At 74.8% G+C, this 15,132-nt stretch carries 14 protein-coding genes; 7 read left to right on the top strand and 7 right to left on the bottom strand.

All coding sequences use genetic code 11. The features are described from left to right. Window positions 1–4: 4 nt before the first annotated feature. Together ABZ641_RS00970 and ABZ641_RS00965 are read right to left on the bottom strand one after the other, a co-directional pair. On the bottom strand, window positions 5–976 hold the full coding sequence (locus tag ABZ641_RS00970) for a DUF4231 domain-containing protein (RefSeq protein WP_344622507.1): 972 nt from the start codon (window positions 974–976) through the stop codon (window positions 5–7). 198 nt (window positions 977–1,174) lie between these two features. Then, window positions 1,175–1,930, bottom strand: a complete 756-nt coding sequence (locus ABZ641_RS00965) for an SIS domain-containing protein (RefSeq protein WP_359978202.1) — start codon at window positions 1,928–1,930, stop codon at window positions 1,175–1,177. 191 nt (window positions 1,931–2,121) lie between these two features. Here ABZ641_RS00965 and ABZ641_RS00960 point away from each other — a divergent pair, with 191 nt between their 5' ends. Next, window positions 2,122–2,811, top strand: coding sequence for a metal-dependent transcriptional regulator (locus ABZ641_RS00960; RefSeq protein ID WP_030268918.1), 690 nt, complete (start codon window positions 2,122–2,124; stop codon window positions 2,809–2,811). Window positions 2,812–3,379: 568 nt separating this feature from the next. On the opposite strand, the gene ABZ641_RS00955 is transcribed toward ABZ641_RS00960, so the two are convergent. Then, window positions 3,380–4,081, bottom strand: coding sequence for a bifunctional DNA primase/polymerase (locus ABZ641_RS00955; RefSeq protein ID WP_344622506.1), 702 nt, complete (start codon window positions 4,079–4,081; stop codon window positions 3,380–3,382). Window positions 4,082–4,395: 314 nt separating this feature from the next. Between ABZ641_RS00955 and ABZ641_RS00950 the strand changes: the two genes are divergently transcribed. Together ABZ641_RS00950 and ABZ641_RS00945 are read left to right on the top strand one after the other, a co-directional pair. Beyond that, window positions 4,396–5,772: a hypothetical protein gene (locus ABZ641_RS00950; protein WP_030268921.1), complete on the top strand. Its 1,377-nt coding sequence runs from the start codon at window positions 4,396–4,398 to the stop codon at window positions 5,770–5,772. Window positions 5,773–6,046: 274 nt separating this feature from the next. Continuing rightward, window positions 6,047–7,141 carry a hypothetical protein gene (locus ABZ641_RS00945; protein WP_359978161.1) on the top strand — a complete coding sequence of 365 codons (1,095 nt, stop codon included), beginning with the start codon at window positions 6,047–6,049 and terminating at the stop codon, window positions 7,139–7,141. Window positions 7,142–7,246: 105 nt separating this feature from the next. On the opposite strand, the gene ABZ641_RS00940 is transcribed toward ABZ641_RS00945, so the two are convergent. Further along, window positions 7,247–8,560, bottom strand: coding sequence for an ABC transporter substrate-binding protein (locus ABZ641_RS00940; protein ID WP_344622503.1), 1,314 nt, complete (start codon window positions 8,558–8,560; stop codon window positions 7,247–7,249). Window positions 8,561–8,824: 264 nt separating this feature from the next. Between ABZ641_RS00940 and ABZ641_RS00935 the strand changes: the two genes are divergently transcribed. Both ABZ641_RS00935 and purU read left to right on the top strand, forming a co-directional pair. After that, window positions 8,825–9,262: a hypothetical protein gene (locus ABZ641_RS00935; RefSeq protein WP_344622502.1), complete on the top strand. Its 438-nt coding sequence runs from the start codon at window positions 8,825–8,827 to the stop codon at window positions 9,260–9,262. 110 nt (window positions 9,263–9,372) lie between these two features. Then, on the top strand, window positions 9,373–10,239 hold the full coding sequence (gene purU / locus ABZ641_RS00930) for a formyltetrahydrofolate deformylase (protein WP_344622501.1): 867 nt from the start codon (window positions 9,373–9,375) through the stop codon (window positions 10,237–10,239). Window positions 10,240–10,276: 37 nt separating this feature from the next. On the opposite strand, the gene ABZ641_RS00925 is transcribed toward purU, so the two are convergent. Together ABZ641_RS00925 and ABZ641_RS00920 are read right to left on the bottom strand one after the other, a co-directional pair. Next, entirely contained in the window at window positions 10,277–11,389 is a 1,113-nt protein-coding gene (locus tag ABZ641_RS00925; RefSeq protein WP_344622500.1) for a zf-HC2 domain-containing protein, read from the bottom strand. Beyond that, window positions 11,386–12,027, bottom strand: a complete 642-nt coding sequence (locus ABZ641_RS00920; protein WP_344622499.1) for a sigma factor — start codon at window positions 12,025–12,027, stop codon at window positions 11,386–11,388. Before ABZ641_RS00920 ends, ABZ641_RS00925 begins: the two co-directional genes overlap by 4 nt. A gap of 581 nt (window positions 12,028–12,608) precedes the next feature. Between ABZ641_RS00920 and ABZ641_RS00915 the strand changes: the two genes are divergently transcribed. Further along, entirely contained in the window at window positions 12,609–13,082 is a 474-nt protein-coding gene (locus ABZ641_RS00915) for an ATP-binding protein (RefSeq protein WP_344622498.1), read from the top strand. Window positions 13,083–13,378: 296 nt separating this feature from the next. Here ABZ641_RS00915 and ABZ641_RS00910 read toward each other — a convergent pair whose 3' ends face one another. Beyond that, a complete protein-coding gene (locus tag ABZ641_RS00910) occupies window positions 13,379–14,455 on the bottom strand; it encodes a helix-turn-helix domain-containing protein (protein ID WP_359978154.1) in 1,077 nt (358 codons plus the stop codon). Window positions 14,456–14,541: 86 nt separating this feature from the next. Between ABZ641_RS00910 and ABZ641_RS00905 the strand changes: the two genes are divergently transcribed. After that, window positions 14,542–15,132 (top strand): MFS transporter (locus tag ABZ641_RS00905; protein ID WP_359978151.1); only part of this gene is annotated, 591 nt, incomplete at its 3' end.

Raw genomic sequence — 15,132 nt, 5'->3', positions numbered from 1 at the left:
CAGGTCAGTTGGGCACGTCCAGGCTGCGCACCTCGCGGCGGGCCTGCCAGGTGGTGTGTTCCCGCGAGATGGCGTCCTCGGCGTCCCGGGCCAGCCGGGCCCAGGTCTCCTCGGCGTCCTCGGAGTCCGGCCGGAGCTGGTCCAGCTGGCGCTCCACCAGGACGAGTTCGGACGCGGCCAGTGAATAGGCGGCCGCCTGCGGCCGGTACTGCCGCAGCTGGGCCCAGGCGGCCACCGAGGCGGCCACCGCGGAGACCGTGCCCAGCGCGTCGTAGCTGAACCAGCCGAGCGCCCGCAGCACCGCCAGCACCAGGCCGAGCATCGGCAGGGCGATCCCCAGCCGCCCGGCCCACCGGCCCGCGTTGGCGCACTGCCGGGCCTTGTTCTGGTACCAGGTGCGCTGGGCGTGCACCCGCTCGCGCAGGTAGACGTCCCGGCGCACGGTGAGCGGCTGCCCGCGCAGCTGCTCCATCTTCTCGGTGATCTGCGGGTGCCGGGCCGGCGCCCGCCAGCCCTGCAGCTCCGTCCGGACCCGGGCCATCTGCGGGATCACCCGGTCGGTCTCGAACTCGCCGAGGATGCCGTCCAGCTGGATCGCGTAGAGCCGCTCGGCGTCCGGCAGTTTCTTGGGCGGCGGCCGGTAGGAGTCGGCGCGCACCGCGTACTTCCAGGACAGCGTCTTCACCGACTCGGCGACCGCCCGGCCCTCGTACCAGAGGCCCTGCGGGTTCTGCACGCTGACCAGCGCGGCCATCAGCACGGTGCACAGGTACGCGGCGGCGGCGACCCAGGCCCATCCGGTGCCGTCGGCCGATCCGGTCGCGGCGGCACCGACCAGCAGCACCAGCTCCCACCGGGCGAGCAGCACGGCCCGCCGCTGGCCCTGCAGCGAGGAGGAGTCGGCGGCCCAGAACAGCTCGGGCAGCAGGTCCTCCTCGCGCACCCAGCCGATCGAACGTGCCGGTCCCGTCGTCATGTCGGCCCCCCACCGTCGCCCGAACCCCAGCAGCCCGCGCAGCCCCCAGCAGCAGCTGTTCTGCCCCGCCTGCCCACGCGGTACGCCTGGGGAACGGCCAGTATGGGTGCGGACCGTCCCGGACGGACAGGCACAGTTCGGACAGAAGCCGTGCCCGGACCGGCCCCGGACCTGCCTCCGGACCGGGCCGACGGGCCGTCAGAAGGCGTAGTAGATGCGCTCCCGGTTGTCCGCCATGACCTTGGCGTTCCACTCCGTCCCGCCGTCCACGTTGCCGGACCGGAACAGTGGCGGGGTGATCCCCCGCGCGGTCAGCCGGCCGACCGCCGAGACCACGACGGCCTGCATCAGCGCGCTGGTCACGATCGTGGAGACCGGGCCGAAGCTCGTCTCCGCCCCCGCGCAGGACAGCTCCCCGTCGCCGACCGCGATCTTGTTGTCCAGCACCACGTCGCAGTTGTCCTTGAGGTACGTCCCGGACGGGTGGTGGGAGGAGACCGCCCCCGGGTAGGCGAGCGAGGTCACCCCGACCACGCCCATCCCGCGCTCGCGGGCGTGCCGGGCCAGCTCGACCGGCATCACCTGGCGGCCGGAGAGCGAGATCACGAACAGCAGGTCGCCGGCGGTCGCCGGGGTGAGGTCCAGGGTGGCGGTGGCCAGCCCGGAGACCCGCTCCAGCGCACTGCCCAGCGGCGCCGGCATCACGTTCACCCCGGTCATCCCCGGCACGTTCAGCAGGTTGATCACCACCAGGCCGCCGGCCCGGTACACCACGTCCTGGGCGGCCAGCGAGGAGTGCCCGGCACCGAACGCGAAGATCCGGCGATCCTCCGCGACCGCGTCGGCGAGCAGCTCGGCCGCGGCCCCGATCGAGGCCGCCTCCTCGCGGCGGACCCGCTCCAGATGGGCCACGGCGGCGTCGAAGTACTGCCCGACCAGGTCGGTCATCGAAATCTCCGAATCTGTGCGGGGCCCGGTGGTCCAGACCGCTCATGGAGGAAGATACGGCGAGCACGGTGCTGCCTGCGGCGGTCCGCTGTCAACAGCGATGAAAAGAGCCGGGCATGTACCACGACCGGCCCCTGTTGACACTGCGGTACGCCAGAATTGGCGGTGAGGACACCGAAGAACGGAGACCAGCGGCGATGTCTGGCCTGATCGACACCACGGAGATGTACCTCCGCACCATCCTCGAACTGGAGGAGGAAGGCATCACCCCGATGCGCGCCCGCATCGCGGAGCGCCTGGAGCAGAGCGGCCCCACGGTCAGCCAGACCGTCGGGCGGATGGAGCGTGACGGCCTCCTGCGGGTCGCGGGCGACCGCCACCTGGAACTCACCGAGGAGGGCCGCCGGCTCGCCGTCCGCGTCATGCGCAAGCACCGGATCGCCGAGTGCCTGCTGGTCGACGTGATCGGCCTGGAGTGGGAGCAGGTCCACGAGGAGGCCTGTCGCTGGGAGCACGTGATGAGCGAGACGGTCGAGCGCAAGGTGCTCGCCATGCTCGGCCACCCGACCCAGTCCCCGTACGGCAACCCGATCCCCGGCCTGGACGAGCTCGGCGACACCAAGGCCGAGGGCGAGGGCTTCGACGCGGCCCTGCTCACCCTCGACTCGGTGGCCGGCAGCGGCAGCGCCAGCGTGGTCGTCCGCCGGATCGGCGAGCCGATCCAGACCGACGAGGAGTTGATGCGCACCCTGCGCCGCGCCGGTGTCCGTCCGGGCGCCACCGTCCAGGTCGCCCCGGCCGCCGGCGGCGTCCTGGTCGGCGCCGGCGAGGGCGCGGCCGAACTCGGCAAGGACATCGCCGCCCACGTCTTCGTCGCCCAGGCCTAGGCCCCGGGCCCGTTCCCGGGCTCCGGTCCGCGACCCGGCCGCGCCACGTGCGCCGGGCCGCTCTTCGGCGTGCCCGCGGTTCCTCACCGCATCAGGGGCCCGGTGCTCCCCGGCACCGGGCCCCTGGCGCGCCCCACCCGTCCCCCTCGGTTCCCTCCCTGCTCCCTCCCTGTTCCCCCGAACGACCACGGCACCGGCCACCCCGAGCCGGGACGGTGCCGCAGCCCCCGATCCCCCCGTCCCCGCGTCCGGCTTCCCCGACCGAACGCCCCTCCCGGCCCCCCGGGTCCGTGCCCCCTCTCATGTTGCCGCCGTGCGTCCTCCCGCCGGAATTTCTCCCCTCGGCAGGTCCCGCCAATCCTTGAGAGTTGTCACCCGAACGAGCAGGCTTGCCGCGCTGACCAGCGGGTACACCCCTGCCTCAGGGCATAGACGCGTCAGGCGGGCCCCGCCCCCTGTGAGGGGCGGGGCCCGCCGGATGCGCGCGAGGGTGTCGCGCGGTTCCCGCCCTCACCCGATAGGAGCAGGGCGGCGATCGGCGGACGGGTGAATTCCCGTCAGACCCGGTTCAGCGGACGGCCGCCACGGCCGGCCCCGGCTGCGGCCGGAGCGGCTGCAGGGCCTCCCGTCCGCAGGCGTAGGCGAGCGGATTGATCAGTTCGGCGGCGTCCGGGAGCCAGCGGTTCATCGCGGACGGCGGGCGCGCCCACTGGGCGAAGCCGTAGGGGCCGATCCGGGACGGCGGCGCCACCACGTGGTCGCCCTCGCCGCGGGCCACCAGGTCGAGCCGGCCGGGTGCCCAGCCCAGCTTGCGGAGCATCTCCGGGACCTTGGCCGCCACCCCGGGCAGCACCAGGAAGTGCAGCCGGCGGCCGGCCCGCCCGGCCGCCGCCGGGACGGCCACCACCGGGCCGAGCTGGAGCCCCATCCGCTCCATCCGGGCCAGCGCCAGGCAGCCCGCCACCTCCGGCACGTCCAGCACGTCGAAGGAGCTCCCGGTGGGCAGCAGAACGGAGGCCTCGGGGCGCTCCGTCCACCAGCGGCGCACCACGCCCGGGCCCGCGCTGGCCCGGCGGCGCCAGTCCTCCTCCGCCGGGTGGGCGCCGGGCATCGCGCACCGGAGGTCGCCGCACGAGCAGTGCGCCGGTCCGTCGCCGTCGACCAGCCACGTGCCGGGGACGACCTCCCAGTGGCGGTCCTCCGCGTAACTGACGGCTTCGATGAGGAGCGGGGGCGGACCCTGCTCGCGGGCTCCTGGGCTGTTGTCCACGTGGTGCTCAACTACCGTGCGTGAAGGCGGTTACGGCTGGACGGCGGGTGGTCAGCAGGACGCCGCCGATGTCACCCTCGACGGTGAGCCGGCCGTCGTGTCGACCGCCGTTCCGGGGGCGGTAACGGGCGCAATGGGGGCGCACAGGGGCATTCATCAGGGCGCGTGGGGAGTGGATGCGTCACCCTGGGTATTCCGCTGGTGTCGCCGGGTTGCCGGCCGGGGGCAGGTCCCGCTCCCGCCGCCGGCGCACGCACCAGCAGCAGAATCGTCGCCCCGCGGTCAGGGCCGGGGGCGTTGGGGAGGCGAAGTCCATGGCCGCGAGACCACTCGTCGCACGAGAGCCCAACGAGCGCTTGCAGCAGCTGATCCAGGAGGCGGGCTGCTCGAACGCGGGCCTGGCCCGCCGGGTCAACCTCTGCGGCGCGGAGCACGGCCTGGACCTGCGCTACGACAAGACCTCGGTGGCCCGCTGGCTCCGCGGCCAGCAGCCGCGCGGCCAGGCGCCCGCCGTCATCGCCGAGGCGCTCGGCCGCAAGCTCGGCCGCGGCGTCACCGTGGACGAGATCGGCATGGCCGACGGCAAGGGCCTCAGCTCCGCCGTGGGCCTGCAGTTCGCGCCCAACCTGAACGCCGCGCTGGAGCAGGTCTGCGAGCTCTGGCGCAGCGACGTCGGCCGGCGGGACTTCCTGGCTGGGGCCGCGGTGGCGGCGTCCGCCCTGGTGGAGCCCAGCCGGGACTGGCTGATCACCCCGCCGGACCCGGTGGTCGCCCGGGCCGGCGCCACCCGGGTCGGCCCGACCGACGTCGCCGCCGTCCGGGCCACCACCCAGATGCTGGTCGAGCTGGACCACCGCTTCGGCAGCGGCCACGTCCGCCCGGTCGTGGTGCACTACCTCAACAGCGTGGTGTCCAACCTGCTCTCCGGCGGCTACCGGGACGAGACGGGACGTCAGCTCTTCGCCGCCGTCGCGCGGCTGACCGAGCTGGCCGGCTACATGGCGGTCGACACCGGCCAGCCGGGGCTGGCCCAGCGCTACTACATCCAGGCGCTGCGGCTGGCCCAGGCGGCCGACGACCGCGGTTACGGCGGCTACGTGCTCGCCGCCTCCATGAGCCACCTGGCAGCCACCCTCGGCAACCCGCGGGAGATCGCCCAGCTCGCCCGGGCCGCCCAGGAGGGCGCCCGCGCGGTCGCCACCCCGACCGCGATGGCGATGTTCTACGCCGCCGAGGCGCGCGGCCACGCGCTGCTCGGCGACGCCCGGGCCTGCGAGGCGGTGGCGGCCAAGGCCCAGGAGGCGATGACGCACCGCAACCCGGCGGACGACCCGGACTGGATCGTGCACTTCGACGAGGCGTACCTCGCCGACGAGCTCGCGCACTGCCACCGGGACCTCGAACAGGGCGCGAAGGCGGAGGCGTACGCCCGCACCGCGCTGGAACTGCATCCGGTGAGCCGGGTGCGCCGGCGCGCGGTGGACCTCGTCCTGCTGGCGACGGCGCAGTTGCAGCAGCGCGAGGTCGAGCGGGCCTGCGAGACGGGCACGCAGGCCGTGCGGTTGCTGAGCGGTCTGCGTTCGAACCGTGGGGTGGAGTACCTGCACGACTTCCGCAGCAGGCTGGAGCCGTACCGGGAGCACCGGGTCGTCCGGGAGTTCCAGGCGAGGCTCGCGGGGGAGGCGGCGTAGCGGCGGAGGGGGCGGCGGGCCCCCCGCTTCGTGAGGAGCGGGTGAGGAACGCCCTCCCTGCGTAGTCACCCGTGCAGGTGACCGGGTAGCGTGGGCGTGCTATGCAGCGTTACCCAGGTCGTCGAGCAGTTGTGGTCCGCCGTCAGCGAGCGCGCGGCACAGGTGAGGAATCGCGTTGAGCCAGCGCCGCTTCTCCCACTCCCATTCCTCCAACGACTTCAATCTGGACGATCTGTTCAGGCCGGAGTCCGGAGGGGAGCAGGGTCAGCCGGGCGTGCCCGCACAGCAGGCGCCGCCCGTCCAGCAGCCGGTGCCGCAGGCCGCACCGCCGACGCCGGGCCAGGGCGGCCCCGAGTACTGGGGGTCGCCGCCCGGCGCCGCCCAGCCCGCGGCCCCGGTCGAGCACGCGCCGGAGACGCAGTACCTGCCGCCGTACCCGACCGCGGACCCCTCGGTCGGCGGGGCCCCGCAGACGCCGGGTCAGGCGATGCCGGGTCAGCCCGGCTACGGCGGGCAGTCCTACGGCGGCCAGCAGACCTTCGGCGGGCAGCAGCAGCCGTACGGCGGCCAGACCTTCGGCGGGGGCTTCCCGGCGGAGGCGCAGCCGCAGCAGGCCGTGCCGCAGCCCGGCTACGGCGGCCAGCAGACCTTCGGCGGGCAGTCCTTCCCCGGGGCCCCGGCCGCGCCGCCGGCCGTCCCCGGCCACGGCGAGCCGGGCGGCCGGGCGGCCGCCCGCTCCAACCGACCGTCCAACAAGATCGTCATCGGCGGTGTGATCGCGGGCTGCGCGGCGGCGGGCATCCTCGTCGCGGTGCTGATGAGCGGTGGCGACGACGACCCGTCCGGCACCGGGACGACGCCGGTGGCCAAGGCGTCCAGCGGCGCCCCGGCGACCGCCGGCACCGGTGGCATGACCCCGGAGGCCAAGGAGCAGGCCAAGGCGCTCTCCGACCTGCTGGGCACCGCCAGTGCCAGCCGGCAGGCCGTGGTCGGCGCGGTGGCGGCCGTCGGCAAGTGCGACAAGCTGCCGGAGTCGCGGGCGGCGCTGACCGACGCGGCCGCGCAGCGGCAGGGCCTGGTGACCAAGCTCGGCGCGCTGAAGGTCGACAAGCTGACCGGCGGCGCGGAGCTGGCCTCCCAGCTGCAGCGGGCCTGGCAGGCCTCGGCCACCGCGGACACCGAGTACGCGGCCTGGGCGGGCGACGCCGCGGCGGGCTGCGACCCGGCCGCGATCAAGAACAACCAGCACCTGAAGACGGCCACCGAGGCCAGCGGTACGGCGACCGGGGCGAAGGACAAGGCCTCCTCGCTGTGGAACGCGATCGCGGGCCAGGCCGGGCTGCCGACCAAGGACAAGACGGAGCTCTGAGCCCCGCGGGCCGGCGGTCCGCGGCCGGAGCTCACGCAGAACGCCGAGGGGCGGACGGGAGTGATCCCGTCCGCCCCTCGCCGTCCGCCGGGGTGCCCGCCGCCGTCAGGACGGGGCCTTGCCCCCGGCGAGCACCCAGCGGACGTCGACGAAGCCCTTGTGCTGCTCGACCAGGCGGCCGCCCTGCACGTGCTGGAAGGTGACCGAGGTGTTCACCAGCCGCGGCGAGTCCGCGCTGGCGAGCATGTTGGTCATGCCCCAGCTGAGCGGCGGGGTGGCGCCGTTGGTCTCGATCGGGTCGCCGCCGTCCAGCACGCCGCGCAGCGTCTTGGCGGTGAGCGGCTTGCCGGCTTCGACCCGGTTGGCGGCGGCCCGCAGCACCTCGTAGGCGACCCAGGTGGTCTGCACGCCGGGGTCGGCGACGTCGATCGCGGTGTCGCCGCTGCCGTACGTGCGGACGGTGCCGCGCAGCGCGTCCCAGACGGGCGAGGACTCGGGCGGGAACCAGCCGGTGGCGTAGGCGCCGCCGAGCGGCCCGCCGTCGCCGCCGGTGGAGTCCACCACGGACTGCTGGAAGCTGCCGATCACCGAGGCCAGCACGGTGTGCTTGGGGCCGAGCCGGCGGAACGGGTCCAGCAGGTTGGAGGTCGGCTCGGGGCCGAGCGCGACCGTGACGCAGTTGCCGTTCCGGTCGTCGCCGATGGCCTTCTGGGCGATCGGCGTGTAGTCGTTGGACCGCTCGGGCGCCTTGACGTCGGTCAGCCGGATCCCGGCGGGCCGCAGCGCGGCGTCCAGGTAGCCGACCAGGGTGTCGCCGGCCCGGGTGTCCGGGCGGATCAGCGCGACCGACCTGCAGCCCGCCTCGACCAGCTGGCGGCCGCTGCCGGCGATCAGCGCGGGCGTGCCGCCGGCCACCGGGTAGGACAGCGGGCTGCTGAACTCCGGCGTCGACAGGCCGTAGCCGCCCAGGTAGGGGATGCCGGCCTGCTCCAGCGTGGAGACGAAGCTGCCGCCGTACTGGCTGTAGGAGCCGACCACCGCGACGGCCTTCGCGTCGATCGCCTGCCGGGCGCAGGCGGTGACGCCGTCGGCGGTGTTGTGCTCGTTGCAGGTCAGCACGCGCAGCGTGCGGCCGTGCAGGCCCCCCTTGGCGTTGATCTCGCGCCCGATCGCCTCGGCGAGCGCGGTCATGCCGGGCCGGTCCGCCGAGCCCGTGTCGGCGGGCGCCCAGGTCATCACGGTCAGGTCGCCCGAGGCAGAGGCGGCGTCCGCCGGTCCGCCGCAGGCGGAGGTGGCGAAGACCGCGGGGACGAGGGCCGCCGCCGCGGCCAGGACGCCCGCTCTGCGGCGGGTCCGCCGGAGTCCGGTGCTCTGCCGGCCGGCGGGCCGATGGTCGTCGGGCGATCCGTTCCGCCTCATGGTGACTCTCCCCTCCCGGGTACACACCCACGGCCGCACTGTGATTCGGCCGAAATCAAGCCTTGACCTCGGTCCGCACGCCGAGAGGGACGAAAAGCGAACGTGAGGCCAACGGAGGCGGAACTCCGGGGGGTGACGCGTGTAGACCCGGCGGTCGGTGGCGGCACGTACGATCGAGGCACGATGTCCGACTCCACAGATTCTTCGTATCGGTCCGCCAACACCTCTTCTCGTGGCGGCCGCCGCTCCAGCACGATGGGCCGCATGCCGCTCAACGATCTCCCGTGGTGGCGCTGGCGGGCCCGCATCCGCTCGGCGCTCCACATGCTCTCCGACCCGTCCTTCCAGCAGCACACCTGGCTGGCCGGCCTGGACGGCTACGGCGACGTCACCGACGCCGTCTACCGCCTGGTCGAGGACAGCTGGCTGGACCGCTGGTCCGCCGAGAAGTACATCGGCACCGTCGTCCGGGACGCCGCCGAGGCCGCCGCCCTGGACGCCGCGGTGCTCCGGGTCCTGCGGGTGCTGCACCAGGTCGGTGCGGACGCCCCCGCCGTCTCCTACCTCGGGCACCAGCTGTGGCCCGAGGCGGTCGCGGCCGCCCGGGAGGCCCACGTCCTGTTCGCGGTCAACGACGGCGAGGACCCGGACACCCCGCCGCGCAGCCTGGAGGTGCTGCGGATCATGACGCAGGCGGCCTGACCGGGCCGCCCGGCGCGCGGCGGCGTCCCGCAGTCCGGTCAGCGGCGCGCCGGGCGTCCGGAATGTGACACGCTTGGCCGTCCGTCGTGAGCGAGTGGAGGAACCCGCACGTGGAAGAGCAGAAGGCCGGCGCCCAGTACGTCCTCACGCTGTCCTGTCCGGACAAGCAGGGGATCGTGCACGCGGTCTCCAGCTACCTCTTCATGACCGGGTGCAACATCATCGACAGCCAGCAGTTCGGCGACGCCGACAGCGGGCTGTTCTTCATGCGGGTGCACTTCTCCGCCGCCGGGCAGGTCACCGCGGAGAAGCTGAGGGCCAGCTTCGCCGCCGTGGGCGCCTCCTTCCACATGGACTGGCACATCCACTCGACCGCCGAGCGGATGCGTGTCGTGCTCATGGTGTCGAAGTTCGGCCACTGCCTGAACGACCTGCTCTTCCGCACCCGGATCGGCGCCCTCCCGGTGGAGATCGCCGCCGTGGTCTCCAACCACACGGACTTCCGCGAGCTCACCGAGTCCTACGGGATCCCGTTCCACCACGTCCCGGTCACCCGGGACACCAAGGCCGAGGCCGAGCGCCGGCTGCTGGACCTGGTCGCCGAGGAGAACGTCGACCTGGTGGTGCTCGCCCGCTACATGCAGGTGCTCTCGGACGACCTCTGCAAGGAGCTCTCCGGCCGGGTGATCAACATCCACCACTCCTTCCTGCCGAGCTTCAAGGGCGCCAAGCCGTACCACCAGGCGCACACCCGCGGGGTGAAGCTGATCGGCGCCACCGCGCACTACGTCACCGCCGACCTCGACGAGGGCCCGATCATCGAGCAGGAGGTGGCCCGGGTGACCCACGACGTGACCCCGGAGCAGCTCGTCGCGATCGGCCGGGACGTCGAGTGCCAGGCGCTCGCCCGGGCCGTCAAGTGGCACAGCGAGCGCCGGGTCCTGCTCAACGGCAGCCGCACGGTCGTCTTCGCCTGAGCCCGCCCGGGCGCCCGGCCCGCGGCCCCGGCGCCCGTCAGGGCCGGGAGAGCAGCGGCAGTGCGTGCAACACCTGCCGGATCGCCTCCCGGTCGCCCTCCCGCCCGACCGGGATCAGGTCCGGGTCGCGGTGGGCCGCCGCCAGGTAGCAGAACTCCAGGCCGTCCAGCGCCATCTCCGCGACCGGCTCGGCGGGCCCGCCCGGCCCGTCCAGCGGGATCAGCCACTCGCCGGCCGCCGGCCCGTCGATGACCAGCCGCAGCGAGCGTCCCGGCGAGCCGGCCGGGGCGGGCTGCGCCCGGCGGGCGGCGAACAGCCGGGGGAGTATCCGCGCGCCGAGGTCGATCAGCCGGTGCAGGTGCGCCGGGGCGGGCGGCGGATAGGGGTAGTCCACGGCGCGGGCGATGTCGTCGCCGTGGATCCAGCACTCGAAGGCGCGGTCCAGGAAGGCGTCGCGCAGCGGCAGCACGGCGAAGCCGTAGTCCACCGGAGCGCCGCCGTCGCCGCCGCCCGCCGAGGCGGCCCGCAGCAGCTCCCGGCTCTGCCCCCGCCAGCGCAGACGCACCTGCTCCGGGTCGTCGCCGCCGGCCGCGGTGATCAGGGCCAGGGTGCGGTCCAGCACGTCGGCGGGCCCGCCCCGCCCGGGCACCCGGGGCGCCGGCGGACGCCGCCCGACCACCGGCGGACGGGCACCGCCCAGCGGGTCGGGCAGGCCGACCGCGCGGGCGAGGTAGCCGTCCACCGCGGTCAGGTGGCAGACCACCTCGGCCGCCCGCCAGCGCTGCACCCCGCCGTGCCACGGCAGTTCGGCGACCTCCTGCCACTCGGCCGGGCCGAGGTCGCTCAGCAGGGCGTCCAGCTTGGCGCTCTCCGCGGCGTACGGGGCCGCCCAGGCCGGGATCGGCAGCTCCGCCGGGCGGCGGCCCAGGCACCAGTCGAGCACCTGGCGGCGCAGCGTCGCCGAGAGGTCGAGCGGTTCGTCGGGGGTGAGCTCGGCGGCGGCACGGCTCAGCCGGGCCGCCTCCTCGGCGCACTCCGGGCAGCCGGCGAGGTGCCGGTCGACCTCGGCGGCCTCCTCCCGCGGGCAGGCCCCGAGCGCCCACGCCCCCAGCAGGGAGCGCAGCGCCTCGTGCCGCCCGGGCGCCGTCACGGCCCCGGCCGTCCGGCCGCCGGTACGGGCTCCGGGACCGGCTCCGGACGGGCGCCGTCCCGGGCGTCCGCGTGGCTGCCCGTGCGGACGGCGCCGTGGCCGCCGTGGACGCCGAGGACGCCGCCGCGGCGGCCGTCGCGGGCCACGTCGTGGGAGGCCGCGAGTTCGCCGGCCACCAGTTGCAGGCCGAGCCGCATCCGGTGCTTGGCCGCGCTCTCGCCGATCCCGAGCCGGCGGGCGGTGTCCCGGTAGGTGCGGCCCTCGTGGTGGCCGGGGGCGATGGCCTCGCGCAGCGGGTCGGGCAGCGAGGCGACGGCGTGGTGGACGCCGGCGGCGGCGGACCGGGCGGCGATCTCGTGCTCGTCGCCGCAGCCCTCGCGCAGCCGCGCCACCGCGCTGCGGTGGGTGAGCCGGCCCAGCCAGGATCGCAGGGTGCCCTGTTCGGGGTGCCAGCGGTCCGGGTCCGTCCAGACCTGGGCGAAGACGTCGCGGGTGAGCTGTTCGGCGGCGTCCTGGTCGTCGAGGACGCGCAGCGCGAGGCCGTGCACGAGCGGCGCGAACCGGTCGTACAGTTCGCCGAGCGCCGTCTCCTCGCCGCGGACGAGGCGGAGCGCGAGACGTTCGTCGGAACTGCTCATGCGGTGCCGCGCTCTCTGCTCACGAGGGTGTCCCTCCCCGCTCTCCCCGGCGTGTCGCCGACGCCGGCCGCACCGCGCCCGCCCGGGCACGCCGGCCGGCGGGCCATGCCTTCGACCACGGTATCCAAGACCGCGCACCCGCCGGGTGAAATGCGGAAATGAGGGGCCGGGAAGTTTCACTCCGTCAGATCCTGCCGGTACCCCGGCGGCGACGGCGGGTTCGGACAGATGTGGGAAGGGTGGTTCGCTCGTGGCGGGCGCCCCGGACGGCCGCTCTGGCGGTACCGTCGTTGTGCTCGTGCACAGGCCCCGACCCGGCCGGACGATCGTCGGTGCGACGCTCGTCAGGGTGAGCGGGACAGTATGCACCGAGCTGTCCCCCGATCGCTGGAATATGCCCGAAGCGCTTGCTGCGACCACCCGGTCGAATCATCCTGAGGCGTATTCGTGTCGAAGCCATGGGTAATCCGACCAGGCAGACCGGCCGAGCGCGGCCGGCCGACCGGTGTGATGAAGGCGCTGCCGCCCGGGCCGGGCGGCAGGGTGTGGGTGGCCGATTACCGAGTGCGGGTGGTGGAGCGGTGCAGGTACTTCAGGTGCAGCTGGCGGTCCAGGCGGACCCGGCGGAGGTCGGCAGGGCGCGCCGGTGGGTACGGACCAGGCTTCAGGGGCACGGGCTCGACCCGGACGCGCCGATCGCCGAGACCCTGGTGCTGGTCGTCTCCGAACTCGTCACCAACGCCGTGGTGCACACCGGCTGTCCGGCCGTGCTGAGACTCACCATGCCGGTGGCCGACGCCGCGTCGCCTGACGTCGCCTCATCGCCGGTGCGGGTCGAGGTCGCCGACGCCAGCCGGACGGCGCCCGCCCCGAGGCACGCCGGCCGGGACGCCACCAACGGCCGCGGTCTGGAGCTGGTCGAGCTGCTCTGCGTGCGCTGGGGCTGGTACCCGGAGGGCTCCGGCAAGCGGGTCTGGTGCGAGATCGACCCGGGCGCCGAGGCGCCCGTCCCGGCCGCGGTGCCCCTCTTCGACGGACTCGTCCGGCAGCTCTGACCGCCCGGCTGCCGCGGGCCGTGCCCCCGCCCGGGACCGCCGCCCGCACCGGTGCACCCGGGGCGCACGGGCCGTCCGCACCGGCCCGGCCGTGCTCCGCATTCCGGCCGATGCGCCGCAACCTCGCCGAATTTACGACAAGCCATTGACGTGACGTATCCGACTGATCACGCTTGGGTGCAGCTCCGTCGCGAGGGGACGCCGAGGGGAGCCCGGGTGGTGCCAGCACATCAGGGGGACCGGCTGCCGACCGCCCGCAGGCCTCCTCGGCGAGTGCGGAGCGCAGGCGCGCGGGTTCAGGGCTCGCGCGTCCGCTCGGGCGGTGTCCCGGCGTGCCGTGCTCGGGGCGTGCGCGGCGGGGCACCGTCCGGCGAGCGGCGCGGCGCAGGCTCCGTGGTGCGGAAGGTCCGCCGGTAGGCGCTCGGCGCGACGTCGAGCCGGCCGCGCAGGTGCAGCCGCATCGAGGCCGCGGTGCCGAACCCGGCCCGCCGGGCCACCTGGTCCACCGACAGGTCGGTCTCCTCCAGCAGCCGCCGGGCCAGGTCGGTGCGCTGCAGCGCCAGCCACTCGCCCGGGCTGCTCCCGGTCTCCTCGCGGAAGCGCCGGGTGAAGGTCCGCACGCTGGTGCCCGCCCGGGCGGCCAGTTCGCCCAGCGGCAGCGGCCGGTCCAGGTGCTCCAGCGCCCAGGAGCGGACGGCGGCCGTGCCGGACCCGCCCTGCAGCGGGTCGGGCCCGGGCGTCGCCACGTACTGCTTCTGCCCGCCCTCCCGCCACGGCGGCACCAGGCAGGTCCTGGCCACCGCGTTGGCGACCGCGCTGCCGTGGTCGCGGCGCACCAGGTGCAGGCAGACGTCGACGCCCGCGGCCACCCCGCCGGAGGTCAGCACGTCGCCGTCGTCGGTGAAGAGCACGTCCGGGTCCAGCCGCACCTGCGGGAACATCCGGGCGAAGCGCTCGGTGTACGCCCAGTGGGTGGTGGCCGGGCGGCCGTCGAGCAGGCCGGCCGCGGCCAGCACGAAGGCGCCGGTGCAGATCGACACCAGCCGGGTGCCGGGGCGGATCACCGCCAGGGCGGCCGCGATCCGCGGGTCGAGGACACCGTCCACCACGTCGCCGGGGCCGTCCTGCTGCGCCGGGACGACCACGGTGTCGGCCTCGGCGAGGAGTTCGGGGCCGTGGTCGACCGCGACCCGGAAGTCGGTGCTGGTGGCGACCGGCCCGCCGTCCACGGTGCAGGTGGCCACCCGGTACAGCGGGACGCCGTCCGGGCCCCTGGCCGACTCGAAGATCCGTGCCGGGATGGCCAGTTCGAAGGCGATCGCCCGGTCCAGTGCGAGCACCGCCACCCGGTGCTGCCGCGCGGCCCCTGCCATCCTGGTCTCCCTTCGTGCGGGGCGGTGCCACATTGTGACCCGTAAACCACTGGCCCGCGGAAGTGGTCTGGACCAAAACTGCTGTCGTGCCCGAACTGAGACCCGCGCCCGCCCCGGCCGTCACCGCCCCCGCCCCGGATGCCGGACCGGCCATCTGGACCCGCAACTTCCGGCTCTACTTCACCGCCCGCAGCTCCGGCCTGCTCAGCGACGCCATGCTCCCGGTCGCCGTCGCGGCCGGCCTGATCGGCGCCGGACACCCGCTCGGCAGCGTCGGCTACGCCATGGCCTTCCTGATGGCCCCCTTCGCCGGCCTGGTGCTGATCGGCGGGGTGCTCGCCGACCGCTTCACCGCGCGCCGGCTGATGATCGCCGCCGACCTGCTCAACCTGACCACCCGGGTGCTGATGGCCTGGCTGTTCTTCACCGGCGTCGACCGGCTCTGGCAGCTGTACGCCCTGCTCGCGGTGGCCGGCACCGCCGCAGCGATGTTCCAACCCGGCGCCGCCTCCACCGTCCCGCTGACCGCCCGCGACGTACAGGGCGCCAACGGCGTGCTGCGCACCTCCGAGGCGCTCACCGCGCTGCTCGGCCCGGCGGTGGCCGGCCTGCTGGCGGGGGCCGCCGCCACCGGCTGGGTGATGGTGGTCGCGGCCTGCGCCTACGCGCTGAGCGCC

Origin of the sequence: Kitasatospora sp. NPDC007106 (genome assembly GCF_040634455.1) — a bacterium.
Taxonomy (GTDB): domain Bacteria; phylum Actinomycetota; class Actinomycetes; order Streptomycetales; family Streptomycetaceae; genus Kitasatospora; species Kitasatospora arboriphila.
The sequence above is the reverse complement of the archived record's forward strand: the minus strand, read 5'-3'. Positions and strand labels throughout refer to the sequence as shown.

Bases quoted from the DNA above. Each gene is read 5' to 3' on its own strand.
- ABZ641_RS00970 (WP_344622507.1), bottom strand. From the start codon at position 976: ATGACGACGGGACCGGCACGTTCGATCGGCTGGGTGCGCGAGGAGGAC.
- ABZ641_RS00960 (WP_030268918.1), top strand. From the start codon at position 2,122: ATGTCTGGCCTGATCGACACCACGGAGATGTACCTCCGCACCATCCTC.
- ABZ641_RS00950 (WP_030268921.1), top strand. From the start codon at position 4,396: ATGGCCGCGAGACCACTCGTCGCACGAGAGCCCAACGAGCGCTTGCAG.
- ABZ641_RS00940 (WP_344622503.1), bottom strand. From the start codon at position 8,560: ATGAGGCGGAACGGATCGCCCGACGACCATCGGCCCGCCGGCCGGCAG.
- ABZ641_RS00935 (WP_344622502.1), top strand. From the start codon at position 8,825: ATGCCGCTCAACGATCTCCCGTGGTGGCGCTGGCGGGCCCGCATCCGC.
- ABZ641_RS00920 (WP_344622499.1), bottom strand. From the start codon at position 12,027: ATGAGCAGTTCCGACGAACGTCTCGCGCTCCGCCTCGTCCGCGGCGAG.
- ABZ641_RS00910 (WP_359978154.1), bottom strand. From the start codon at position 14,455: ATGGCAGGGGCCGCGCGGCAGCACCGGGTGGCGGTGCTCGCACTGGAC.